This window comes from Serratia sp. CY33802 (assembly GCF_052169095.1).
Taxonomy (GTDB): Bacteria; Pseudomonadota; Gammaproteobacteria; order Enterobacterales; family Enterobacteriaceae; genus Serratia; species Serratia bockelmannii.
Genome location: NZ_JBJNLL010000002.1, coordinates 141,013 through 164,363 on the forward strand (window position 1 = coordinate 141,013; position 23,351 = coordinate 164,363).

Below are 23,351 nucleotides of genomic sequence, written 5' to 3' on the forward strand. Positions count from 1 at the left end.
TCAGATCGAAAAAACCGGGGATTATCCCCGGTTTTTTTATGCCCCGCGTTCGGTCGTTACGGCCGCTCGCCGTTCGCCAGCCGCCGGTTGATATCGGCGATCACATCCGGTAATTGCGCCAGCGTGTCTATCACATAATGCGCGCCCGCCGCGTACAGCTTATCGGCGGCCGCCGTGCGGCGCTGCTCTATTTCCCCTGCCGCCATTTGACGGTACTCCGACCAGGTAGCGCCGAACTCGTTGCCGGACAGCGCCAGCCCGACGCTCCACATCCCGGCGTTCAGCCCTTCGGCAATGCCCGGCACCGCGTCATCGACCTTCACGCAGTGCGCCACCGCATCGATGCCCAGCGCGATGACGTTCTGCAACGCCATCCACGGCCCCGGTCGGCCGCCGGCCGCAAGATCGTCGGTGGCGACCCAATAATCCGGCGCATAGCCGCGCTGCGCGGCGGCCGGCGCCAGCACCTCCATCACCGCGCGCGGATAACCGGAGCAGGAACCGATTTTGATGCCCTGTTCGCGCAGCCCGGCAATCACCTGCGGCACGCCCTCGATGGGATCGGCAAAGTCGATCACTTTGGCGATTTGCAGCGGCATAAACGCCTGATACAGCGCGTCGATATCCTGGTGGCTCATCGAGCGGCCCAGCTTCTGCCGCCAGCGCGCGTCAACCGCCGGCAGTTTGCCCAGCGCCTCAATGTGTTGCCATTTGCCGAGCCCCATCGGAATGCGCGCCTCCGTCAGGCTGATGTCGATATCGAAGGTTTGCTTGAACGCCTCGACAAAAATCTGCGTTGGCGCAAAGGAGCCGAAGTCCACCGTGGTGCCGGCCCAGTCGAGGATCACTGCGTTGATCTGTTTCATGGTCAATCCTTATTGATTCCAGTACATCGCCTGCCCGACGGCCGCCAGCAAGCGTTCGATATCCTGCGGATAAATTTCCCCGATGTTGCCGATGCGGAAACAGTCGCTCTGCGACACTTTGCCGGGATAAATCACGAAGCCTTGCTGCTTCAGGCGCTGATAAAACTCGGCGAAGCGGTAAGTGTCGGCCTTCGGCGAATAGAACGCGGTGATGATCGGCGAGTGCAGCGCATCGTCCAGCAGGGTCTCAAAGCCCAGTTCACACATGCCCGCCACCAGCCGACGCTGATTGGTCTGATAGCGGTGGTGGCGCGCGGCAATACCGCCCTCGTGTTCCAGCTCTTTCAGCGCCTGCGCGAAGGCCAGCACGGTGTGGGTCGGCGACGTAAAGCGCCATTTGCCGGCCTGGTCTTCCATACAGCGCCACTGGGCATACAGATCCAGCGACAGCGAGCGCGAACGGCCGGCGCATTTCTCCAGCTCGCTGCGGCGGGCGATGACGAAAGCGAAGCCCGGCACGCCCTGAATGCATTTGTTGGCGGAGCTGATCAGAAAATCGATGCCCAGCGCGTCCACATCCAACGGAATGCCGCCGAAGCTGCTCATGGCGTCAACGATAAAGGTTTTACCGTTGCGCGCCGCCAGACCGGCGACCTTCTGCAGCGGGTTGAGCATGCCGGTGGTGGTTTCACAGTGCACCATGGCGATATGGCTGATGCGCGCATCGCTTTTCAGCACCGCCTCCATCGCCGCCACGTCCGGCTCATTGACCTCGCCGCAGTCGAAAGCGTGGTGGTCAATATCCATCAGCCGCGCCATTTCGATCATTCGCGCCCCATAGGCGCCGTTGTTGACGATCAGCAGCTTGTCCTGCGGGCCGATGACCGTGCCCAGCACGCCCTCTACCGCGAAGCTGCCGCTGCCTTGCAGCAGCACCGAAGTATAACCGGCGGACGGCGTCGCCAGCGCCACCAACCGTTGGCGGATGCGCTGCACCACGCCCAGGTTGTAATCTTCATCCCAGGTGCAGCTGTCATACAGCATCGCCTCTTTCACCGTTTTCGATGTGGTCAGCGGACCGGGGGTCAACAGCAGGTAGTTACGATCGGACATGTCATTCACCTATTTGGTCTATACCAGATTGCGGGCATTGTGGCGGCAAATTCCTTCCCCGGTCAAACGACAAAGCGCGGTGAAACAAAAAATTCATCTGGCTATGTATAATAAGCGCGTGCCGGAATGTCGGGCCGATGCCATAGCGAGATGAAATGAAAGAACATCAGGGCGATATGCCCCATTACCTGCAGATCAAGGATCAGCTTCAGGCGCGCATCACCCGCGGCGCGCTGCAGGCGGGCGACAAGCTGCCTTCGGAGCGCGAGCTGTGCGCCATCTTCTCTACCACCCGCGTTACCATTCGCGAGAGCCTGGCGCAGCTGGAAGCCACCGGCGCCATCTACCGTGCCGATCGCCGTGGCTGGTTCGTCACGCCGGAACGGCTGTGGCTGGATCCGACGCAGAACACCAACTTCCACCGCCTCTGCCAGGAGCAAGGGCGCACGCCGCGTACCGCGCTGCTGTCCGGCGAAAAAACCACGGTGCCGCTCGACGTGATGCAGCCGCTGGCGCTCGAACCGTTCGATCAGGTGTATCTGCTGCGCCGGGTGCGCTATGCCGACGGCCGCGCCATCTGCTATTGCGAGAACCACTGCCTGCCGCAGCGGGTGCCGGAACTGCTCCGCCACGATCTCAACGGCAGCTTGACCGAGGTTTATCAGCAGCATTACGATTTGATTTACAGCAACATGCACCTGTCGTTCTACCCGACCGCCCTGCCTTACCGCGCCGCCAACGCGCTCGGCGCCATGGTCGGCCTGCCCGCCTTATTGCTGCGCCGCTTGAATTACGATCAGCACGGCCGCATTCTCGATTTCGATATCGAATACTGGCGCCACGACAGCCTGCGCATCGAGGTCGATACGCTTTAATCTCCTGAATATCGGGGCTGCGCCTGCCGCCCCCTTTTCTCTCCCACGCCCAATCCCCGTTGCCGGTAAATATATTTTGCCGCTTTCATTTGTTTGTCATATTCGCCGATTAGCTTGGCCGCATATCTGGTGTATACCAGTTTCGCATTAACCCGCAACAGTGAGGCTGAAGCTATGAAACTTTCTCGTCTGGTCGTGATGACCGCCATCGCACTCGGCTCCGCGCCGGCCTGGGCCGCCGATGCGGTGGTGACCGTCTACTCCGCCGATGGCCTGCACGACGGCGATCACAGCTGGTATCAAACCCAGTTTGACGCCTTCACTCAGGCAACCGGGGTCAAGGTGCAGTACGTCGAAGGCGGTTCCGGCGCCATCGTCGAGCGGCTGTCGAAAGAGCGCAGCAACCCGCAGGCCGACGTGCTGGTGACGCTGCCACCGTTCATCCAGCGCGCCGCCGCGGAAAAACTGCTGCAGGACTTCACCCCGCAGCATGCGGCGCAGATCGCCAACGCCCAGCCGCAGTTCGTGCCGCTGGTGAACAACTACCTGAGCTTCATCTATAACGCCAAACTGCTGCCGCAGGCGCCCGCCAGCTACCAACAGCTGCTGGACGCGCAGTTCCGCAACAAGCTGCAGTACTCCACGCCGGGCCAGGCGGGTGACGGCACCGCGGTGATGCTGCAGGCGTTCCACAGCTTCGGCAGCAAAGACGCCGGTTTCGACTACCTCGGCAAGCTGCAAAGCAACAACGTCGGCCCTTCGGCCTCCACCGGCAAGCTGACCGCGCTGGTCAATAAAGGGGAGCTGCTGGTGGCCAACGGCGATCTGCAGATGAACCTGGCGCAGATGCGCAGCAACCCGAACGTGAAGGTGTTCTGGCCGGCCGGGCCGGACGGCAAGCGCAGCACGCTGGTGCTGCCTTACTATGTCGGCCTGGTGCAAGGCGCGCCGCAAAGCGCCAACGGCAAAAAACTGATCGACTTCCTGCTGAGCAAAGAAGCGCAGAGCAGCGTCAGCGCCATTTCCTACGGTATGCCGGTGCGTAAGGACGTCACCCCGACCGACGATAACTTCAAGCAGTCGCAGGCGGCGCTGAAAGGCGTGGACATCTGGGCGCCGGACTGGAATCAGGTGGTGAGCAGCCTGTCCGCCGATATCTCCCGCTGGCACCAGGTGACCGAATGACGCTGACGATGCCTTCTACCCTCTCTTCCCGCGCCGAGGCGCGGGATCGCAGCCAGGACATCGCCGGGCCGTCGGGCATTCAGCTCGACCGCGTCAGCGTGTCGTATCGCGGCACCGAGGTGCTGAAACCCCTGACGCTCACCATCGCCCCCGGCGAAGTGCTGGCGCTGATCGGCCCCTCAGGCTCGGGCAAAACCACCGTGCTGCGGGCCATTGCCGGATTCGTGCAGCCGTCCGCCGGGCGTATTGCCATCGGTGACGTCGATGTCACCGACGTGCCGCCTTATGAGCGCGGCCTGGGCATGGTGGTACAGAACTACGCGCTGTTTCCGCATATGCGCGTCGAAGACAATGTGGCGTTCGGCCTGCGCGCGCAAGGCAAGCCGCGCGGCCTCACCGCCGAGCGCGTCGAAGAAGCGCTGGCCATCGTCGGCATGTCCGCCTACGCCAAGCGCTATCCCAGCCAGCTTTCCGGCGGCCAGCAGCAGCGGGTGGCAATCGCTCGCGCCATCGCGGTGCGCCCCAAAGTGCTGTTACTGGATGAGCCGCTGTCGGCGTTGGACGCGCAAATTCGCCACAGCATGGTGGAAGAGATCGCCCGCCTGCACCGCGAGCTCCCAGAGCTGACCATCCTGTACGTCACCCACGATCAGGGCGAAGCGCTGACGCTGGCGGACAAGATCGGCATCATGCGCGACGGCCACCTGATCGCCCACGGCGAGACCCGCGCGCTTTACCATCATCCCACGAACCGCTTCGCCGCCGAGTTCCTCGGCCGCGCCAACCTGCTGCCGGCCACCGCGCTGGAGACCACTACCGGGCAAGGCATGACCACCGTCAGCTGCGCCGGCAAAGTGATCGGCTGTTTCACCTACGGCGCACAACGCGGCTTCGACAAGCTGCTGTGCATCCGGCCGCAGCATATTGCGCTCGATGCCGACGCCCAGCGCAGCAACAGCCTCATCGGCACGCTGCGCGATATTCACTGGCAGGGGGAACTGACGCACCTGCAGTTCGACGTTCAAGGCCATCCTCTGCGCGTGGTCACCACCCATCGCAGCCGGATGCCGCAGATCGGCGAACGCGTGCCGCTCTATTTCGCCCCCGACGATGCGGTACTGATCGAGGACTGACATGATCGACTCTACGCTTATTCGCCCGGCCCTGCGGCTGCGTTTCCCGCGCCGCCTGTGGATCCTGCTGCCGCTGCTGGTGCTGGCGACGCTGTTTTTCTACCCGTTGGCGCTGATCGTCAAACAGGCATTTACCGACGATCAGGGGCTGTTCAGCGCCGCCGCGCTGCAGCAGGTGTTCGAATCCCGACGCTTTGTCGGCGCCCTGCTCAACACGCTGCAGATTGCGCTACTGGCGACGCTGGGCTGCCTGGTGCTCGGCACCCTGCTGTCGCTGCTGCTGGTGTTCACGCCGTTCCCCGGCAGCCGACCGATCGCCCGGGTGATCGATACCTTTATCGCCATGCCGACCTTCCTGATCACGCTGGCCTTCACCTTTATCTACGGCTCCGCCGGCCTGCTGAACGGCACGCTGATGGCGACCTTCGGTTTCACCCTGCCGCCGGTAGACTTTCTTTACTCCATCTGGGGGGTGATCCTGGCGGAAATCACCGTGTTTACGCCGCTGGTGATGCGCCCGCTGATGGCGGCATTGTCGCAGATCGATCGCAGCCAGCTCGAGGCCGCCAGCATCCTCGGCGCCCGGCCGGGGCGCGTGGTGCGCCAGGTGATTTTGCCGGCCGCGCTGCCGGCCTTGCTGGCCGGCGGCAGCCTGTGCCTGTTGTTGACCACCAATGAGTTTGGCATCGTGCTGTTTATCGGCGCCAAGGGCGTCACCACGCTGCCGATGATGGTCTACTCCAAAGCGATTCTGGAGTCGGATTACGCCGTCGCCTGCACGATCGCCGTCGTGAATATCGCGCTGTCGCTCGGGCTGTTCTCCCTTTACCGCTACGCCGCGGCGCGCGCCGGGCTGAGGAACTGACAATGTTGATTTGGTCCCCCACCGGACGCACCCTGACCTGCACGTTGACGATCACGCTGTTCGCCCTGTTCTTCTGCCTGCCGCTGGCGGTGATCCTGATGTCCAGCCTCAGTGAGCAGTGGAACGGCGTGCTGCCGAGCGGTTTCACCCTCAACCACTTCCGCCAAGCGCTCAGCGGCGCCTCCTGGGACGCGCTGGTCGCCAGTCTGGCTATCGGTTTCAGCGCCAGCCTGTTCGCGCTGCTGTGCGGTACCTGGGCGGCGCTGGCGCTGCGCCACGTGCCTGAACGCGGCCGACAGCTGCTGGGCACGCTGTTTTTCATTCCCAGCGCGGTGCCTTCGGTCTCTATCGGTTTGGGGATGCTGGTGGCGTTCAGCCAGGGGCCGCTGCAGATGAACGGCACCTTCCTGATCGTGCCCACCGCTCACTTCGTGCTGATTTCCGCCTTTACCTTCGGCAACGTGATGGCCGGGCTGACCCGGCTACCTGGCGACTACGAGAACGTCGCCGCCAGCCTGGGCGCGTCGCCGCTGTTTCGCCTGCGCCACGTCACCCTGCCGATGATCGCCCCCTATATGATCTCCGCCTTCGCGCTCAGCCTATCGCTGTCGATGGGGGAGCTGGGCGCGACCATGATGATCTACCCGCCGAATTGGGCAACGCTGCCGGTCACCATTTTTAGCCTGACCGATCGCGGCAGCATCGCCAACGGCGCGACGCTGACCATGATCCTGGTGGCGGCCACGCTGTTGCTGATGTTAGTACTGGAGCGGATTGCTCAGCGGCTGACGCCGGGCGCAAAATAGCAACAAGGCGCTGCCATGGCGGCGCCTTGTTCTTCGAAGCGAAGGGTCAGAACGGGTAGTCGTGATAGCCCTGCTGTTCGGAAATGCGTCGGGCGGCGACGTGCAGCAACGCCACATACTCCTCCCGCGCAGCTTCGGAAAAGCGCAGCGTCGGGAAAGAGATGCTCAGCCCGGCGATCGCTACCCCGAACCTGTCAAAGACCGGTACCGCGATGCAGCGGATCCCCGCTTCTTGCTCTTCGGCATCTTCGCCGTATCCCTGCGCTCGAACCCGATCTAGTACCGGCAACAGTTCGGCGGCGCTGGCCAACGTATGTTCGGTGCTGCGGGTAAACTCAATCTGCGACAGGATCTGCGCCACCTCATCCCGCTCGCGCCAGGCCAGCAGCACTTTACCGATGGCGGTGCTGTGCAGCGGGTTGCGGCGACCGATGCGCGAATACATACGCAGGTTATACATCGCGTCGATCTTGTGGATGTAGACGATGCCATCTTCGTCCAGAGCGCCGAGGTGGATGGTCTCGCGGGTAAGATTCGACAATTCGCGCATCTGCACGTCGGCGCTGCGGATCAGATCGACGTTCTGCAACGATTTGGCGCCCAGCTCGAACAGCTTGAGCGTCAGCGCATACTTTTCCGTCTCGCCCTCCTGTGAAACGTAGCCCAGCGCTTTCATGGTCTGCAGAAAACGGTAGACAGTGCTTTTAGACATCATCACCCGCTGGGACAGTTCGGTAATGCCAATCTCGCGCTCATCGCCGAGCGCCTGCAAAATGCCGAACACTTTCATCACGGATGAGACGGCATCCGGTTGCTTGTCTGAATCTGCGTTAGCCATGGTGCATACCCTACTTAACGGTTTTGTTTCAGGAAATTTAAACAAGGGTTTCAGTATAATCGGAACAGATCGCAGCGCGCAACGCAGCTGAGCGCTAAGCAATTGAAGCCAAATGGATAACCGTTGGCCCGCTCACCGCCGTTTACAATTAAGCGGACAAGGGGCATGCAATCACAGGCGAATATGATTAGCATGATAATACTCCCCTGAATAAATACCGCTGAGACCAACATGCGTCCTTGTTCCGACGGCCTCCCCGTCCCGCAACGCTATGGGGCGATCCTCGCCATCGCCCTCGGCATTACCGTATCCGTGCTCGACGGCGCGATAGCCAACGTGGCGCTGCCCACCATCGCTCGCGATCTCAACGCCAGCCCGGCCAGTTCCATCTGGGTGGTCAACGCCTATCAGTTGGCGATCACCGTCTCTCTGCTGTCGCTGGCGTCGCTCGGCGATCTGGTCGGCTACCGCCGTATCTACCAGGCCGGGTTGCTGGTGTTCAGCATCACCTCACTGTTCTGCGCCCTGTCCGACTCGCTGCTCACGCTGACCATCGCCCGCGTGCTGCAAGGCTTTGGCGCCGCCGCTATCATGAGCGTCAACACCGCGCTGATCCGCATCATCTACCCGCAGCGTTTTCTCGGCCGCGGCATGGGCATCAACTCGCTGATCGTCGCCTGCTCCTCGGCGGCCGGGCCGACGGTGGCGGCGGCGATCCTGTCGGTCGCATCCTGGCAATGGCTATTCGCCATCAACCTGCCGATCGGCATCGTCGCGCTGCTGCTGGGGATGAAATTCCTGCCGGCCAACGGCCAAAAAAGCGATAACCGCCGTTTCGATCCCACCAGCGCCGTGCTGAACGCGCTGACCTTCGGCCTGCTGATCACCGCCATCAGCGGCTTCGCCCAGGGCCAGAGCCTGACGCTGATCTTCAGCGAGATCGCCGCGCTGCTGGCGATTGGCGCGGTGTTCGTGCGCCGTCAGTTACGCCAGGAATTCCCTCTGCTGCCCGTCGACCTGCTGCGCATCCCGATCTTCGCCCTGTCGATGGGCACCTCAATCTGTTCGTTCGCCGCGCAAATGCTGGCGATGGTGTCGTTGCCGTTCTTTCTGCAAAGTGCATTGGGCCGCGACGAGGTGGCGACCGGGCTACTGCTGACGCCGTGGCCGCTGGCGATCGTGGTGATGGCGCCGATCGCCGGCCGGCTGGTGGAGCGCGTGCACGCCGGCCTGCTGGGCTGCATTGGGCTGGCGGTGTTCGCGCTCGGACTGTTCTCTCTGGCGCTGCTGCCGGCGGCGCCGTCGAATATGGACATCATCTGGCGCATGATACTGTGCGGCGCCGGTTTCGGCCTGTTCCAGTCGCCCAACAACCACACCATCATCTCCGCCGCGCCGCGCAACCGCAGCGGCGGCGCCAGCGGCATGCTGGGCACCGCGCGCCTGCTGGGGCAAACCTCGGGGGCTGCGCTGGTGGCGCTGATGTTCAACCTGTTCCCCACATCCGGCACCCACGCTTCACTGATCCTGGCTGGGGTGTTCGCCACCCTGGCGGCGGCCGTCAGCAGCCTGCGCATCACCCAATCGACGGCGCAAGCGGCGCAGCCGAGCCGCGAGGTGAAATAGCGGGTAAACGAAACGGGCTCCCATCGATTGTAAAACCGACGGGGCCAGCACTGACGGACGGCCTGAGCCGGGCCGCGTCGGATGCAATGCCGTGAGCATTGCAAGCCAGGCGTCAGTCTCCGTGCCTCAAGGGGCTTCGGCCTTGTCGTAAACAGGCTAAATAGGCGTCGTCATCCGGATACCAGCCAACAATGTGTTGGCCGTCGTGATCCATCCCCTCGAAGGCTTTCAGTAGGCCGGGGGTGAACATGCGCTTTATCAGATCTTCAGACTGCGCGCTGTCGATTCGACAGTCACAGCGCGTCTCTCCGTCAACCTGAACGAAGTTCTGCAACGAAGCGAGACATCGCGCGTCGAGGTCGCCATGGACATGGATAAACTCCCCCGTTTCTACCAGGGTGAGCGCGGTCAGGTCTCCCCCCACCACGAACGCGCCGTCGTTTCCTGAGCTGCAATAGGCATGGCGTATGCGGACATCGTCACGCACGACCAGTCCGCCCCAGCAAATCAGCGTATCCGCCTGCAGCCGCCCCAGCACGACAATGCCGCCGTCCTCTCGCTGCGGTGACACCGCCAGGCATCCCTCCACGATCACATCGCCGTCCACGATCAGGTAATCGTAATCGTGGCCGTCGTGCTCGTCGGGGAAAAATGCCGGCAGGCGCAGATCGCCTGAATGCCAGCGAATAGCCGGCGGTTCATCATCGTCATCATGCCGGTTCAACAATTCCGCAACCGCATCGGCGACACCGCCAGCCAACTCGGTCAGGCGCGCCGACACCTCATCACCGTTGAGTAAGGGAAGGTGGTTGATTTTCATAGGACCTCAGGGAAAAATGTCATTGCGCCAAAGCATATAACATGCGCATCCAAAGCCAAACAGGCGGTCGTGACCGAGCCCGATGCGGCTTGCCCTCTCACCGGGTGGACTGGCACCGTGCCGGCCCAGACCGAGAGGCCGAAAGACGCTGTTTGCAGGTGGGCTTCAGGGACTTCGGACGCTGCTGCACCGCGTTAACGCCCGTAAATTCTGGTAAAGCGCTTTACCCCATTCATCGCCGAATTTCATTGCTGAATCCGCCGCCGCTGAAAAAGCGGTTCAGGCATGCCATAAAAAAACCCCGGCAAGCCGGGGTTTTTCCTTTCATTCAGCCGATTACTTCAGGTACTGGCCGGAACGCAGCGCTTCGATACGCTTGTCGAGCGGCGGGTGCGACATGAACAGCTCGCTGAACGACTTGGATTTGCCGTTGATGCAGAACGCCATCATGCTGCCCGCTTCCTGCGGTTCGTAGCTGGTTTTCAGGCGCTGCAAGGCGGCGATCATCTTCTCGCGGCCTACCAGTTTGGCAGAGCCTGCGTCGGCATAAAACTCGCGGTGACGCGAGAACCACATGGTGATGATGCTCGCCAGGATGCCGAACACCAGTTCCAGCACCATCGACACGGCGAAGTAAATCATCGGGTTGCCGTTGCCTTCCCCTTCGCCATCACCGTCGCGGTTGCCGAGGAAACCGGCGGCGACCTGCGCGATCAGGCGTGAAATGAAGATGACAAAGGTGTTCACGATGCCCTGAATCAGGGTCATGGTCACCATATCGCCGTTGGCGACGTGGCTGATTTCGTGCGCGATGACCGCTTCCGCTTCGTCGCGGCTCATGCTCTGCAGCAGGCCGGTGCTGACGGCGACCAGCGAGGCGTCGCGGCGTGCGCCGGTAGCGAAGGCGTTGATGTCCGGCGCGTGGTAGATAGCGACCTGCGGCATGGCGATGCCCGCCTGCTGCGACTGACGGCGTACCGTTTCCAGCAGCCAGTTTTCTGTTTCGTTACGCGGTTGTTCAATCACTTCCCCGCCGACAGAGCGCAGCGCCATCCACTTGGACATCAGCAACGACACGAAAGCGCCGCCGAAGCCGAACAGACCGGCCATGATCATCAGGCCCTGAACGCTACTGGATTGGATTCCTGTCAGGCTGAGCACCAGCCCGAAAACCAACATCACCGCCAGGTTGGTGAGCAGGAACAGAGCTATACGCATCATAAATTGTTTACTTCCTCATAAATGTTAACAAAACGCTGTCTAAGATACCCTAGATCGTATGGGCATCCGTCACAGTTTCAAGAGTCGCGCGTCATTAACCTACTAAAAATACGAAACTTTACAAAAACGGCGCGCGACCGGGATTTGGCAAATTGTAAACGATTGTTGCGTAAGGCGTAGGGTTTTTTACCCTAAATTTGTCAGGCGATGCATCAGCCCACCTCCCTTCACCCTGCTGGGAAGCCGGCTTTCGCGTCGCCATAAAAAAACGCACCCGAGGGTGCGTTTTTCATCCTGCCGTACGCGGCCTTATTTGGCCGGCGTTGGCTGCTGAGCGGGCTGATCTTTTTCCAGATGAGCCAGGTCCAGCGCGATATGCACGGATTCATCCAGGTACGGATCCGGCTCCTGGTAATCCTTAGGCAGATCGTCGAGCGATTTCAGCGGCTTCTTGCCCGCGCGTTCCAGACGCTCGTTGATGCGTTTCAGACGGGTCGCGTCGTCATCGTGGTTCTCTTTCTCGCGCACCGCCAGATTGAGGGACACGATGTTGCGTTTATCCTTCAGCGCCTTGTAATGCGCGATATCCTGCGCGATGTACTGGAACTCTGGATTTTGCGCAATGCGCTGCTGGTGATCTTTCAGCAGCTCCGGCTCGAACGGCGTCATATCGCCTGTCTTGCTGTAGGTCGCCGCATTGATGCTGTCCCACGGCATAGCGTTGTCTTCAAACGCTTCGCCGGTTTCCGCCGGATCGACGCCGGTCGGCATCAGAATGTCCGGCGTCACGCCCTTGCGCTGGGTACTGCCGCCATTGACGCGGTAGAACTTCTGAATGGTGTACTGCACCGAGCCAAGCGCTGGCCACTCAGGGCGCAGCATCTGGTCGTAGATGCGGTTCAGAGAACGGTACTGCTGCACGGTGCCTTTACCGAAGGTCGGTTCGCCGACGATCAGCGCACGGCCGTAATCCTGCATTGCCGCCGCGAAGATCTCGGAGGCGGAGGCGCTGAAGCGATCGACCAGCACCACCAGCGGGCCTTTGTAGTAGGTCACGCCGTCGGTGTCGGCGTCTTCACGCACTTTGCCGTTGTTGTCGCGCACCTGCACCACCGGGCCGCTCGGAATGAACAGGCCGGACAGCGACACCGCTTCAGTCAGCGCGCCGCCGCCGTTGGTGCGCAGATCGATGATCACGCTCTTGACGTTCTGCTTGGCCATCTTCTGCAGCTGCACTTTCACGTCATCGGTCAGACCGACATAGAAGCCAGGGATGTCGAACACCGCCACCTTCTCTTTGCCGACGGTCTTAATGGTCATTTTCACCGCGCGGTCTTCCAGACGGATGCGCTCGCGGGTCAAGGTGACCACGCGGGTTTTGGTGCCCTTGCCGGCCGGCAGGATCTCAAGGCGCACCTTGCTGCCCTTCGGCCCTTTGATCAACGACACCACGTCGTCCAGGCGCCAGCCGATCACGTCCACCATCGGTTTGCCGGCCTGGCCGACGCCGACGATGCGATCGCCTACGGTGATCGCCTTGCTCTTCGCCGCCGGTCCGCCCGGCACCATCGAGTTGATCAGGGTGTAGTCGTCATCCATCTGCAGCACCGCGCCGATGCCTTCCAGCGACAGGCTCATCTCGGTGTTGAACTGCTCGGTGTTGCGCGGAGACAGATAGTTGGTGTGCGGGTCGATTTCATGCGCAAAGGCATTCATCGCCAGTTGGAAGACGTCTTCGCTGTTGCTTTGCGTCAGGCGCTTGATGGCGAACTGATAACGCTTGGTCAGCGTGTCGCGGATTTCTTTGTCGGTCTTGCCGGTCAGCTTGAGGTTCAGCTCGTCATACGTGACTTTCGCATCCCACAGGCTATCCAGCTCGGCCTTGTCTTTCGGCCACGGCGCTTTGCTGCGGTCGAGATCGATAGTGCCGTTGCCGGTGAAGTTCATCGGCTTGTCCAGCAACGACAACGCATAGGTGTAACGCTCAAAGCGGCGTTTCTGCGCCAGATTGAACAGCGCGTAGAAGGTGTCCAGCTTGCCGGTTTTCAGCTCTTCGCCAACCTGATTGCGTTTGCCGGCGAACTGCGCCACGTCGGAGGCCAGCAGCACGTTATGGTTGTAGTCCAGCATGTTCAGGTAGCGATCGAAGATCTTGCCTGAAAACTCCGCATCGAGGGCGAACTGGCGGTAATGAGAGCGAGTGAAGCGCGAGGTGACGCGCTCACTCACCGTAGCGTGCTGGGGTTCCTGTTGCAGTTGGGGCAGTTGGCCGATGCGGATGTTGGCTGTTTCCGCGCCGTAACTGACACCCGCCCACAGCAGCCCTGCAATCGCTGTTAATCTGACGAATTTGTTCATGCCTGGGTTGGCCTCCGTATCAGAACTGCAAGTGTTCTGCGCGCACAATCATCGCCAGACCGGAAGAGAGCTGCACACGTACGCCATCTTTAGCGATTTCGAGTACGGTAGCATCCATCGCGCTCTTGCCTGCTCTGACTTTGATTTCCTGGCCAATTTGCAGTTTAGAGATATCCGTGACTGGCGCATAACGCGGCTGGCTTTCCTCTTTGGCTGCACGAGGTTGGCGAGCGGGCTGTGGGCGAGTTTGTGGGCGCGGCTTGCGGTTTTCCGGCGCGGCTCCGCCTTCGCGACGTGCAGCGGGCTTTTTACCGGCTGGACGCGGACGGCGCGGAGCGGCATCGGCGGATTCGCCGGCGGCTTCACGTTTTTTGGCGTTTTGTTCGGCACGCTGTGCCTGAACGCGCGCTTTGGCTTCTTCAAGCTGCTGGCGAGCATGATCGACATGCTGCTGCTCAAGTTCACCGCACGGATTGCCGTCCAGATCGACGCGCTGTGCGCCAACCTTGACACCGTACAGATAACGCCAGCTTGAGGTATATAGGCGCAGGGCAGAACGCAATTGCGTTTTGCTGAGATTTTCTTCCCCCTGCACGCGCTCTACCAAATCCTGAAAAATACCGATTTTCAGCGGACGAGCTTCGCCTTCGGCGCTAAAGCAGAGCGGAAAACGCTCGGCAAGAAAAGCAATGACTTCTTTACTAGAGTTCAACTTAGGTTGATTTTCCATGAAATTTCCTGATTACAACGGTATTGCCAACAAGCCACAGGCATGAACAGGCGTCATTATAATGACGCCATCGGTAATTGCCACGTTAACCGTCGATCAACTTGCCGCTACAGTCACATATTTCGCACTGTCACACTGTTCCAGTTGCTCACAAAGCCCCGCCACCACTGCTTTCAGGCCCACTTCATCCTGTTCGTCGAAGCGTTGATAAACCGTGCTGTCGATATCCAAAACGCCGATCGCTCGGCCGCCAACCGCCAGCGGCAGCACGATTTCCGCGTTGCTGGCCGCATCGCAGGCGATATGGCCCGGAAACGCATGCACGTCACCGACGCGCTGTACGCGATTTTCCGCCACCGCCGTGCCGCACACGCCCTTGCCCACCGGAATGCGCACGCAGGCAATCTTGCCCTGGAACGGCCCCAGCACCAGTTGGTCGCCCTCCATCAGATAGAAACCGACCCAGTTCACGTCATCCAGACGCTCGTTGAGCAACGCGCTGGCGTTGGACAGCGCCGCGATAAAGTTGGTTTCCCCGCCGAGCAACGCGCTCAGGTCACGTTTTAATTCCGCGTAGAATTGTTCTTTTGTCATGTGTTAACCATTGAAACAGTGAAGATGGCCAGAAGCCCAAAGCTTAGGCCCTATAAAATAAGCATTAAATGCGTATAGCCACAAGGTTAATCATCTGTTGCTTCACAAAACCCCGTCGCTCGGGGTATGTTTGCCGCTCAGAATCCCGGTTTACCTCGTTTTACCGTCCGGCGCCCGATCGCCGGTGACGCGGCCGGTTTATTTTTCAGCTACGCTGACACTTCCGGCGGGCTCAAGGGCAGCTACTTGTCAAAAATGAAAATACACGCGATCACCGCTCCCCTTTCCAAAGCGCGTCACCAGCGCTGCTGCGAGTGCGACCTGCTGTTCGTGCTGCCGCCGCTCAGCGGCAATCAGGCCGCCTATTGCCCGCGTTGCAACGCCAAGGTGGTGAACGGCCGCGACTGGTCGATGACGCGTCTGACCGCCATGGCGATCGCCATGCTGCTGCTGATGCCGTTCGCCTTCACCGAACCGCTGATCAGCATTCGTCTGCTCGGCACGCGCATCGACGCCAGTTTGCTGGAGGGCATCTGGCAGATGAGCCGCCAGGGCGATCCGCTCACCGCCAGCATGGTGGCGTTTTGCACCCTCGGCGCCCCGCTGACGCTGGTGCTGTCGCTGCTGTACCTGCGCGTCGGCCATGCGCTCGGCATGAACCTGCGCCCGGTGCTGCTGATGCTGGAGCGGCTCAAAGAGTGGGTAATGCTGGACATTTATCTGATCGGCATGGCGGTGGCGGCGATCAAAGTGCAGGATTACGCCGACATCCAGCCCGGCAGCGCGCTGATCGCTTACCTGTCGCTCACGGTGCTGAGCATCCTGACGCTGATCCACGTCAACCTGGAGCAGCTGTGGGAGCGCTACTATCCGCAGGAACAGCCGGAAGGCCCGCCGACGGCGCTGCACATTTGTCTGTCCTGCCACTATACCGGCTATCCCGACGCGCGCGGCCGCTGCCCGCGTTGCCATGTGCCGATGTGCCATCGCCAGCCCTACAGCCTGCAGAAAACCTGGGCGGCGCTGATCGCCGCGATGATCCTGCTGATACCGGCCAACCTGCTGCCGATTTCCATCATTTACGCCAACGGCACGCGGCTGGAAGACACCATTTTCTCCGGCGTGGTCTCATTGGCCACCTCCGGCAACGTGCCGATCGCCGCTATCGTGTTCATCGCCAGCGTGCTAGTGCCCTTCACCAAGGTGATCGTGCTGATCATGCTGTTGCTGAGCATCCACTTCAAAACCTCGCACAGCCTGAAAACGCGCATTCGTCTGCTGCGCCTGGTCACCTGGATCGGCCGTTGGTCGATGCTCGATCTGTTCGTTATCGCCTTGATGATGTCGCTGGTAAATCGCGATCAACTGTTATCTTTTACTATGGGACCGGCCGCGTTTTACTTTGGCTCGGCGGTCATTTTGACTATTCTTGCCGTTGAATGGCTCGATAGCCGATTGATTTGGGATGCACATGCAACAGGAAACGCCGACTACACCGACTGAAGCGCGGGTCAAGAACAAACGCCGCATTTCACCGTTCTGGTTACTGCCGTTCATCGCCCTGCTGATCGCCGGGTGGCTGGTCTATAACAATTTCCAGGAGCGCGGCACCACCGTCACCATCGATTTCCAATCAGCGGCAGGCATCGTCGCCGGCCGCACGCCGGTGCGCTACCAGGGCGTTGAGGTCGGCACGGTGCAAAAAATCAGCCTGAGCAAAGATTTACGCAGCATCGTGGTGGAAGCCAGCATCAAAAGCGATCTGGAAGACTCGCTGCGCGAAGGCACCCAGTTCTGGCTAGTGACGCCCAAGGCCTCGCTGGCCGGGGTATCCGGGCTCGATGCGCTGGTCGGCGGTAACTATATCGGCATGATGCCCGGCAGCGGCAAGGAGCAAACCCACTTCACCGCGCTCGATACCCAGCCGAAGTACCGCCTAAACACCGGCGAACTGATGATTCACCTGCATGCCGACGACCTGGGTTCGCTCAACAGCGGCTCGCTGGTCTATTACCGTAAAATCCCGGTCGGTAAGGTGTATGACTACACCATCAGCGAAGGCAACAAGGGCGTGACCATCGACGTGCTGATCGACCGCCGCTTCGCCAACCTGGTGAAGAGCAACAGCCGCTTCTGGAATGTCTCCGGCTTCAAGGGCGATTTCAGCCTGTCCGGCGCCACGGTGCAAATGGAGAGCCTGGCGGCGCTGGTCAACGGCGCCATCGCCTTCGATTCGCCGGCCGATGGCCAGCAGGCCAAGGGCGATCAGAGCTATACCCTGTATCCGGATCTGGCCCACAGCCAGCGCGGCGTCAATATTTTGCTGGATCTGCCGAGCGGCAACAGCCTGAGTGAAAACCGCACGCCGCTGATGTACCAGGGACTGCAGGTCGGCACCCTGACCAAGCTGACGTTGCAACAGGACAGCAAAGTCATCGGTGAACTGACCATCGATCCTTCGGTGGTCGATCTGATGCGCAGCGGCACCCGCATCGTGATGCGCAGCCCGCGCATCAGCCTCAACGACGCCAAGCTCAGCCAACTGCTGACCGGCACCACGCTGGAACTGGTGCCGGGTGAAGGCGAACCGCAGCAGCGCTTCAACGTGCTGGACAGCAGCGAAACGCTGTTGCAACAGCCGGGTGTGCTGACCGTCACGCTGAATGCGCCGCAAAGCTACGGCATCGACGTCGGGCAGCCGCTGGTGGTGCACGGCGTGAAAGTCGGCCAAATCCTGAGCCGCACCTTGACCGCCGGCGGCGTGGTGTTCACCGCCGCCATCGACGCGCAGTACCGCGGCCTGCTGCATAAAGACAGCAAATTCGTGGTCAACAGCCGTCTCGACGTCAAGCTGGGCATTGACGGTATGGAAGTGCTCGGCGCCAGCGCCCAGGAATGGGTGGACGGCGGCGTGCGCATTATCCCCGGCAGCAAAGGGGAACCAGGCGGCCAGTACCCGCTATACGCCAACAGCGAAAAAGCCGAGGAAGGCATCGTCGGCAACGCCCCTTCTACCACCCTGACCCTCAGCGCCACCAGCCTGCCGGACGTGCAGGCCGGCTCGGTGGTGCTGTACCGCAAATTCCAGGTGGGCGAGATCGTCAACGTCCGGCCGAAGGCCAACGAGTTTGAGGTGGACGTCTACATCAGCCCGGAATACCGCAAGTTGCTGACTCGCGAAAGCATCTTCTGGGCCGAAGGCGGCACCAAAGTGCAGCTCAACGGCAGCGGCCTGACGGTGCAGGCCTCCCCGCTCAACCGCGCGCTGAAAGGCGCCATCAGCTTCGACAACCTGCAGGGCGTGACGCTGAACAAAGGCGCCAACCGCGTGCTCTACGCCAGCGAAACCGCCGCTCGCGCGGTGGGCAGCCAAATCACGCTGAAAACCTACGACGCCAGCAAGCTGTCGGCGGGCATGCCGCTGCGTTACCTCGGCATCGACGTCGGCCAGGTGGAGTCGCTGCAGCTGGCGCCGGAGCGCAACGAAGTGTTGGCTAAAGCGGTGCTGTATCCGGAATACGTGCAGACCTTCGCGCGCCTCGGCAGCCGCTTCTCGATCGTGTCGCCGGAGATCTCCGCCGCCGGCGTCAGCAACCTCGATACCCTGCTCCAGCCTTATATCAACGTGGAGCCGGGGCGCGGCCGCGAGCTGCGCACTTTCGAACTGCAGCAGGCCAGCATCACCGACTCGCGCTATCTCGACGGCCTGAGCGTCGTGCTCGACGCCGCCGAAACCGGCTCGCTGCAGATCGGCACGCCGGTGCTGTTCCGCGGCGTAGAGGTCGGCACCATCACCGGTTTCTACCTTGGCGCCATGTCCGACCGGGTGCACGTTGCGCTGCGCATCAGCAAGAAGTATCAACATCTGGTGCGCAACAACAGCGTGTTCTGGCTGGCGTCGGGTTACAACCTGCAGTTCGGCCTGACCGGCGGCGTGATCAAGAGCGGCACCTTCCAGCAGTTCATTCGCGGCGGTATCGCCTTCGCCACCCCGCCGACTATTCCGCTGGCGCCGAAAGCGACGCCGAACAAGCACTTCCTGCTGAATCCGGAAGAGCCGAAGGACTGGAAAACCTGGGGCACCGCCATTCCGCGCGATTAACTTTCGCGTTTTCCTCAGGGCCCGGCAATGCCGGGCCCTGTTTTTTTCCGCTTTGTGATAAACTCTCGCCCTTGTCTTTATTGCACCCTGAGAGTTCGCCCCGTGGCCAAATCCACCGCCGTTTTTCTGCCCCCCGCTTTCCTCGACGCCACCCGCGCCATCATGCCCGCCGAGCTGGCGATGGACGATTTTATCGCCGCTTGCCAGCGCCCCCTGCGCCGCAGTCTGCGCGTCAACACGCTGAAAATCAGCGTCGCCGACTTCCTGGCGCTGGTGCAGGATTACGACTGGCGATTGGAGCCCATTCCCTGGTGCGCGGAAGGGTTCTGGATCGAGCGCGACGATGAAGAGCTGCGATTAGGCAGCGCCGCCGAACACCTGAGCGGTCTGTTCTATATTCAGGAGGCCAGCTCGATGTTGCCGGTCAGCGCGCTGTTCTCGGGCGACGCGGCGCCTACTCGAGTGCTGGACGTGGCGGCGGCGCCGGGCTCCAAAACCACCCAGATCGCCGCGTTGATGGGCAACCAGGGCGGCATCGTCGCCAACGAATACTCCGCCAGCCGGGTGAAAGTGCTGCACGCCAATATCAGCCGCTGCGGCGTGAAGAACACCGCGCTGACCCACTTCGATGGCCGGGTGTTCGGCGCTGCATTGCCGGAGAGTTTCGACGCCATTCTGCTCGACGCCCCCTGTTCCGGCGAAGGTGTGGTGCGCAAGGATCCGGACGCCATGAGCAACTGGTCGCCGGACAGCGTCGCCGAGATCGCCGCCACCCAGCGCGAGCTGATCGACAGCGCGTTTCATGCGCTGGCACCGAGCGGCGTGATGGTTTATTCCACCTGCACGCTCAATGCGCAGGAAAATCAGCAGGTGGTGCGCTGGCTGCTGGATACCTATGGCGACGCAGTCAGCGTCGAGCCGCTGGGTGAGCTGTTCCCCGGCGCCGACAAGGCGTTGACCGCCGAAGGCTTCCTGCACGTCTTCCCGCAGATTTACGACAGCGAAGGGTTTTTCGTCGCCCGCCTGCGTAAAAAACACGCCGTGGCGCCGTTGGCGAAGCCGACCTATAAAGTCGGTAAATTCCCGTTCAGCCCGCTATCCGGCAAAGAGGCGGCGCTGGTCGCCCAAGCCGCCGCCGCATCCGGCTTAACCTGGGGCGATGACAGCCGACTGTGGGAGCGCGACAAGGAAATCTGGCTCTTCCCGGCCGAGCTGGAGCCGCTGTTTGGCAAAGTGCGCTTCTCGCGTATCGGCCTCAAGCTGGCGGAGCGCTTCCCGAAAGGTTTCCGTTGGCAGCACGAAGCGGCGATCGCCCTCGCGGGTGCCGGCGGCAAACAGCATTTCGAGCTGGACGCCGCGCTGGCCCAGGAGTGGTATCACGGCCGCGATCTCTACCCTGAGCAGCCGCCGGCGGGCGACGAGTGCATCGTCACCTATCAGGGGCAACCGCTGGGCATCGCCAAACGCATCGGCAGCCGCATAAAGAATAACCTGCCGCGCGAACTGGTGCGCGACGGCGTGCTGGATTTCCACCTGTAAACGATACCGCGCCGGGGAATGAAATTCCCCGGCAATAAAATAACGCTAATAATATTCCCATCGCCGTTCGTTATTATTCTAATCATTTCACTTTATCGGTATACCTCGCCTACAAGCCCCGTCAACCGGGGGAATGAGAATAAAAAGTTTCTCGTTTTCATCAAGACAATTCCCGATTCTTATTCTATTAATTAAAGTGCAGCTAAATGAATACGTTCAACTCACCTCTGGGTGGCGTCTTTGCGGGCTTTCTCTCATACGGCAAGGAATATAAGATGAAAAAAACTCTGATGGCATTGACCTCGGTAGCAACCCTGCTGTGCGCCAACGGCGCGGCTAACGCAGCAGGCACCATTCAAGGCACGTTAGGCGTGACGCTGACCATCGGCGCCGGTTGCGTCGTGGGGGGCGGCAGCAGCAGCGGTTCCGTCAACGACTTCGGCTCCATCAGCTTCGGTACTTACTCTTCACTGGCCAACATCATCGACGCCAGCGCCACCGGCGCAGGGGGGGCCGGTACGCTGTCATTGACCTGCACTACCGGCACAGACTACACGGTGGCGCTGGACAACGGGCTCCATGTCACTTCAGGCACCCAACGCCGCATGGCCAGCACGGCAGGTGCCTTCATCAGCTATAACCTGTACCAGGATGCCGCACGCACCACCGCCTGGGGCAGCGGCGCCAACGCGCGGACCGGCACCGGCACCGGCGCCGCCGTTCCGCTGATCGTGTATGGCCGCGTCCCGGCGGCCGGTTCTACCCCGGCGGCAGACACCTATAACGACACCGTCACGATGACGGTCACCTGGTAACGGTGCGGCGCGCGCTTTGCTGCTGCGGATTATGGGCGTGCAGCCTGTTGGCGCAGGCCGACAGTAAAACCGCGACCCTCGGCGTCAGCGCGACCTTGCTCAGCGCCTGTGAGGCCGGCAGCAGCTCAGGCGGCAATGTCAGCTTCGGCACGCTGAATTTCGGCACGCTGTATTTTCTCAGCACCGCAACCAGCGTCGCCGGGCAACAAAACGCCGGCGCCATTCGGGTGAAATGCACCAACGGCACCAGCTACAGCGTTCTGCTTGGCGGCGGGCAAAGCGGCAATACCGCTGCCCGCTACCTGCAAAGCGCGGCCGGCCAACGGGTGAATTACAACCTGTATACCAACGCCGCCCACAGCACCATTTGGGATAATCTGACGGGCGTGTCACAAACCGCCAACGGTTCGGACAACTGGCTGCCGGTCTATGGCATGATTCCGGCGCAATCCACACCTCCGACAGGCAGCTACACCGATACGGTACAGGTCACGATCAATTGGTAATGACGATGCGCGCTTCAATTTGCGGTTTGCTGTTCTGCCTGCCGCTTTCCCCGGCCCAAAGCGATACCGGCGTCAACGACTTAACCAAAAGCCAGCCGTTCACCGTCAATGCAACCGTGGTTAAAGGCTGCGTATTGGGCAGCGGCGTCAGTGACGTGACCACCTTCGGCACCCTGAACTTCGGCCAGTTGTCCTCACTGAGCAACGCAGTCAGCGTCGTCTCCAGCAGCGGCGCCGGTTCGGTGCTGTTTCGCTGCAACCCGGGGCTGAGCGTCACGCTGGCCCTCGGCGTCGGCAATCACGTGACCGGCTCCATCGCCGGCGGCAGAAAATTACAAAACGCCGTCACGTCGGAAACGCTGCTGTATCAACTTTATCAAGACAACAACTACGCCACCCTTTGGGGCGATGGCGCTAACGGCGGCGCGGCGCAGACCGTCGCCGCCACCGGCAGCACGCAAGAAATCAAGGTTTACGCCCGTCTGTTTTCGACCAGTACCCTGCCCACCAGTGGCGTTTACAGCGATACGGTCTTGTTGACGGTCACTTATTAAGTTTTTTTGCAATAAGGATTGAGTTATGCGCATACCCTTCCGTCTGCCGTTAACGGCAGCCTTGCTCCTGGCAAGCCAACAGCACGCCCTGGCCGCGGCTTCCATACTCATTTGGCCGATCGATCCGGTGATTGAAGATCAACAACAGGCCACCGCGCTGTGGCTTGAAAATCGCGACAGCAAACCGGTCTATATGCAAATTCGCGTGTTGGGTTGGAAGCAAACCGCCGGCAAAGACGATTACAGCAACCAAAGCGACGTGATCGCCAGTCCGCCGGTGGCGTCGATCGCGCCAGGCAAACGCCAGCTGATACGCCTGATCAAACAGTCGGCGCCGGCGGCGGGACAGGAGCGCGCCTATCGCATTTTGGTCGATGAAGTGCCGGTGAAAGAACAATCATCGGATGCCGCCCCCGGCGGTGCAGAAATGGGGCTGAAATTCCAGATGCGCTACTCGGTGCCGCTGTTCGTCAGCGGCAAGGGGATTTGGACCAAACAGGACAGCGAAAAACCGCGCGATTACGCGACCGCCAGCCAACCCAAGCTCAGCTATCGTTTACAGCAGCAAAGCAGCGAACGCTGGCTGGAGGTGCGAAATCAAGGCGCAGTGCATGCCCGAATCTCGAAAGTGACGCTGCAAGGGCGCAGCCTAAATCCCGGCCTGATGGGATACGTGCTGCCCGGTTCACAGATGCGCTTCGCTTTGCCGCCCGCCGGCGGTTTCAGCAGCGGCAAGCTGATGGCCACGGTCAATGACAACAAACAGCCCGTAGCCATTCCGTCTTATTGAGGCCCAGGTGCAGCC

The 23,351-nt window shown here is 61.1% G+C and carries 21 protein-coding genes; 13 read left to right on the forward strand and 8 right to left on the reverse strand.

The window, feature by feature from the left end:
* Nucleotides 1-56: 56 nt before the first annotated feature.
* Entirely contained in the window at nt 57-866 is an 810-nt protein-coding gene (gene phnX / locus ACJ8HA_RS07160) for a phosphonoacetaldehyde hydrolase (RefSeq protein ID WP_049205181.1), read from the reverse strand.
* 9 nt (nt 867-875) lie between these two features.
* Complete coding sequence (phnW, locus tag ACJ8HA_RS07165; protein ID WP_049205182.1) at nt 876-1,979, reverse strand: 2-aminoethylphosphonate--pyruvate transaminase; 1,104 nt, start codon at nt 1,977-1,979, stop codon at nt 876-878.
* Nucleotides 1,980-2,134: 155 nt separating this feature from the next.
* Here phnW and phnR point away from each other — a divergent pair, with 155 nt between their 5' ends.
* The 5 genes from phnR (at nt 2,135) to ACJ8HA_RS07190 (ending at nt 6,843) form a co-directional block, all read left to right on the forward strand.
* Nucleotides 2,135-2,854, forward strand: a complete 720-nt coding sequence (gene phnR / locus ACJ8HA_RS07170) for a phosphonate utilization transcriptional regulator PhnR (protein WP_033633223.1) — start codon at nt 2,135-2,137, stop codon at nt 2,852-2,854.
* A 174-nt stretch (nt 2,855-3,028) separates the two neighbouring features.
* The gene (locus ACJ8HA_RS07175) at nt 3,029-4,039 is read left to right on the forward strand and encodes a 2-aminoethylphosphonate ABC transporter substrate-binding protein (RefSeq protein WP_442515274.1); all 1,011 of its coding nucleotides are present in this window, start codon (nt 3,029-3,031) and stop codon (nt 4,037-4,039) included.
* Between the two features lie 2 nt (nt 4,040-4,041).
* Nucleotides 4,042-5,172: a 2-aminoethylphosphonate ABC transport system ATP-binding subunit PhnT gene (gene phnT / locus ACJ8HA_RS07180; RefSeq protein ID WP_375547451.1), complete on the forward strand. Its 1,131-nt coding sequence runs from the start codon at nt 4,042-4,044 to the stop codon at nt 5,170-5,172.
* Nucleotide 5,173: 1 nt separating this feature from the next.
* Nucleotides 5,174-6,037 carry a 2-aminoethylphosphonate ABC transporter permease subunit gene (gene phnU / locus ACJ8HA_RS07185; protein WP_049295462.1) on the forward strand — a complete coding sequence of 288 codons (864 nt, stop codon included), beginning with the start codon at nt 5,174-5,176 and terminating at the stop codon, nt 6,035-6,037.
* Nucleotides 6,038-6,039: 2 nt separating this feature from the next.
* Nucleotides 6,040-6,843: an ABC transporter permease gene (locus ACJ8HA_RS07190; protein ID WP_261438882.1), complete on the forward strand. Its 804-nt coding sequence runs from the start codon at nt 6,040-6,042 to the stop codon at nt 6,841-6,843.
* A gap of 46 nt (nt 6,844-6,889) precedes the next feature.
* Here ACJ8HA_RS07190 and kdgR read toward each other — a convergent pair whose 3' ends face one another.
* Complete coding sequence (gene kdgR, locus ACJ8HA_RS07195; protein WP_025302591.1) at nt 6,890-7,681, reverse strand: DNA-binding transcriptional regulator KdgR; 792 nt, start codon at nt 7,679-7,681, stop codon at nt 6,890-6,892.
* A 231-nt stretch (nt 7,682-7,912) separates the two neighbouring features.
* Between kdgR and ACJ8HA_RS07200 the strand changes: the two genes are divergently transcribed.
* Nucleotides 7,913-9,307 carry an MFS transporter gene (locus tag ACJ8HA_RS07200; protein ID WP_025302590.1) on the forward strand — a complete coding sequence of 465 codons (1,395 nt, stop codon included), beginning with the start codon at nt 7,913-7,915 and terminating at the stop codon, nt 9,305-9,307.
* A 112-nt stretch (nt 9,308-9,419) separates the two neighbouring features.
* Here the strand turns inward: ACJ8HA_RS07200 and ACJ8HA_RS07205 are convergent, their stop codons facing one another.
* The 5 genes from ACJ8HA_RS07205 to ACJ8HA_RS07225 form a co-directional block, all read right to left on the reverse strand.
* Nucleotides 9,420-10,127: a hypothetical protein gene (locus ACJ8HA_RS07205; protein WP_049204069.1), complete on the reverse strand. Its 708-nt coding sequence runs from the start codon at nt 10,125-10,127 to the stop codon at nt 9,420-9,422.
* A 336-nt stretch (nt 10,128-10,463) separates the two neighbouring features.
* Complete coding sequence (htpX, locus tag ACJ8HA_RS07210; protein ID WP_016927998.1) at nt 10,464-11,348, reverse strand: protease HtpX; 885 nt, start codon at nt 11,346-11,348, stop codon at nt 10,464-10,466.
* 309 nt (nt 11,349-11,657) lie between these two features.
* Nucleotides 11,658-13,706 carry a carboxy terminal-processing peptidase gene (gene prc / locus ACJ8HA_RS07215; protein ID WP_060432937.1) on the reverse strand — a complete coding sequence of 683 codons (2,049 nt, stop codon included), beginning with the start codon at nt 13,704-13,706 and terminating at the stop codon, nt 11,658-11,660.
* Nucleotides 13,707-13,725: 19 nt separating this feature from the next.
* On the reverse strand, nt 13,726-14,436 hold the full coding sequence (gene proQ, locus ACJ8HA_RS07220; RefSeq protein WP_004931497.1) for an RNA chaperone ProQ: 711 nt from the start codon (nt 14,434-14,436) through the stop codon (nt 13,726-13,728).
* A 96-nt stretch (nt 14,437-14,532) separates the two neighbouring features.
* Nucleotides 14,533-15,030 carry a GAF domain-containing protein gene (locus tag ACJ8HA_RS07225; protein WP_025302587.1) on the reverse strand — a complete coding sequence of 166 codons (498 nt, stop codon included), beginning with the start codon at nt 15,028-15,030 and terminating at the stop codon, nt 14,533-14,535.
* 255 nt (nt 15,031-15,285) lie between these two features.
* Here ACJ8HA_RS07225 and yebS point away from each other — a divergent pair, with 255 nt between their 5' ends.
* The 7 genes from yebS (at nt 15,286) to ACJ8HA_RS07260 (ending at nt 23,336) form a co-directional block, all read left to right on the forward strand.
* Entirely contained in the window at nt 15,286-16,533 is a 1,248-nt protein-coding gene (gene yebS, locus ACJ8HA_RS07230) for a membrane integrity lipid transport subunit YebS (protein WP_025302586.1), read from the forward strand.
* Entirely contained in the window at nt 16,502-19,132 is a 2,631-nt protein-coding gene (locus tag ACJ8HA_RS07235) for a PqiB family protein (protein ID WP_346419539.1), read from the forward strand. The genes yebS and ACJ8HA_RS07235 overlap by 32 nt, the downstream gene beginning before the upstream one ends.
* A 102-nt stretch (nt 19,133-19,234) precedes the next feature.
* Entirely contained in the window at nt 19,235-20,671 is a 1,437-nt protein-coding gene (gene rsmF, locus ACJ8HA_RS07240) for a 16S rRNA (cytosine(1407)-C(5))-methyltransferase RsmF (protein WP_197759549.1), read from the forward strand.
* 275 nt (nt 20,672-20,946) lie between these two features.
* Nucleotides 20,947-21,486, forward strand: a complete 540-nt coding sequence (locus ACJ8HA_RS07245; RefSeq protein ID WP_016928005.1) for a Csu type fimbrial protein — start codon at nt 20,947-20,949, stop codon at nt 21,484-21,486.
* A gap of 2 nt (nt 21,487-21,488) precedes the next feature.
* Entirely contained in the window at nt 21,489-21,992 is a 504-nt protein-coding gene (locus tag ACJ8HA_RS07250; protein ID WP_025302583.1) for a Csu type fimbrial protein, read from the forward strand.
* A gap of 5 nt (nt 21,993-21,997) precedes the next feature.
* Entirely contained in the window at nt 21,998-22,546 is a 549-nt protein-coding gene (locus tag ACJ8HA_RS07255) for a Csu type fimbrial protein (RefSeq protein WP_162837926.1), read from the forward strand.
* A gap of 25 nt (nt 22,547-22,571) precedes the next feature.
* Nucleotides 22,572-23,336, forward strand: a complete 765-nt coding sequence (locus ACJ8HA_RS07260; protein WP_025302581.1) for a fimbrial biogenesis chaperone — start codon at nt 22,572-22,574, stop codon at nt 23,334-23,336.
* Nucleotides 23,337-23,351 lie beyond the last annotated feature (15 nt).

Coding starts and splice junctions, on each gene's coding strand:
- phnX (WP_049205181.1), bottom strand. CDS start 866: ATGAAACAGATCAACGCAGTGATCCTCGACTGGGCCGGCACCACGGTG.
- phnW (WP_049205182.1), bottom strand. CDS start 1,979: ATGTCCGATCGTAACTACCTGCTGTTGACCCCCGGTCCGCTGACCACA.
- phnR (WP_033633223.1), top strand. CDS start 2,135: ATGAAAGAACATCAGGGCGATATGCCCCATTACCTGCAGATCAAGGAT.
- ACJ8HA_RS07175 (WP_442515274.1), top strand. CDS start 3,029: ATGAAACTTTCTCGTCTGGTCGTGATGACCGCCATCGCACTCGGCTCC.
- phnU (WP_049295462.1), top strand. CDS start 5,174: ATGATCGACTCTACGCTTATTCGCCCGGCCCTGCGGCTGCGTTTCCCG.
- ACJ8HA_RS07190 (WP_261438882.1), top strand. CDS start 6,040: ATGTTGATTTGGTCCCCCACCGGACGCACCCTGACCTGCACGTTGACG.
- kdgR (WP_025302591.1), bottom strand. CDS start 7,681: ATGGCTAACGCAGATTCAGACAAGCAACCGGATGCCGTCTCATCCGTG.
- ACJ8HA_RS07200 (WP_025302590.1), top strand. CDS start 7,913: ATGCGTCCTTGTTCCGACGGCCTCCCCGTCCCGCAACGCTATGGGGCG.
- ACJ8HA_RS07205 (WP_049204069.1), bottom strand. CDS start 10,127: ATGAAAATCAACCACCTTCCCTTACTCAACGGTGATGAGGTGTCGGCG.
- htpX (WP_016927998.1), bottom strand. CDS start 11,348: ATGATGCGTATAGCTCTGTTCCTGCTCACCAACCTGGCGGTGATGTTG.
- prc (WP_060432937.1), bottom strand. CDS start 13,706: ATGAACAAATTCGTCAGATTAACAGCGATTGCAGGGCTGCTGTGGGCG.
- proQ (WP_004931497.1), bottom strand. CDS start 14,436: ATGGAAAATCAACCTAAGTTGAACTCTAGTAAAGAAGTCATTGCTTTT.
- ACJ8HA_RS07225 (WP_025302587.1), bottom strand. CDS start 15,030: ATGACAAAAGAACAATTCTACGCGGAATTAAAACGTGACCTGAGCGCG.
- yebS (WP_025302586.1), top strand. CDS start 15,286: ATGAAAATACACGCGATCACCGCTCCCCTTTCCAAAGCGCGTCACCAG.
- ACJ8HA_RS07235 (WP_346419539.1), top strand. CDS start 16,502: ATGCAACAGGAAACGCCGACTACACCGACTGAAGCGCGGGTCAAGAAC.
- ACJ8HA_RS07245 (WP_016928005.1), top strand. CDS start 20,947: ATGAAAAAAACTCTGATGGCATTGACCTCGGTAGCAACCCTGCTGTGC.
- ACJ8HA_RS07255 (WP_162837926.1), top strand. CDS start 21,998: ATGCGCGCTTCAATTTGCGGTTTGCTGTTCTGCCTGCCGCTTTCCCCG.
- ACJ8HA_RS07260 (WP_025302581.1), top strand. CDS start 22,572: ATGCGCATACCCTTCCGTCTGCCGTTAACGGCAGCCTTGCTCCTGGCA.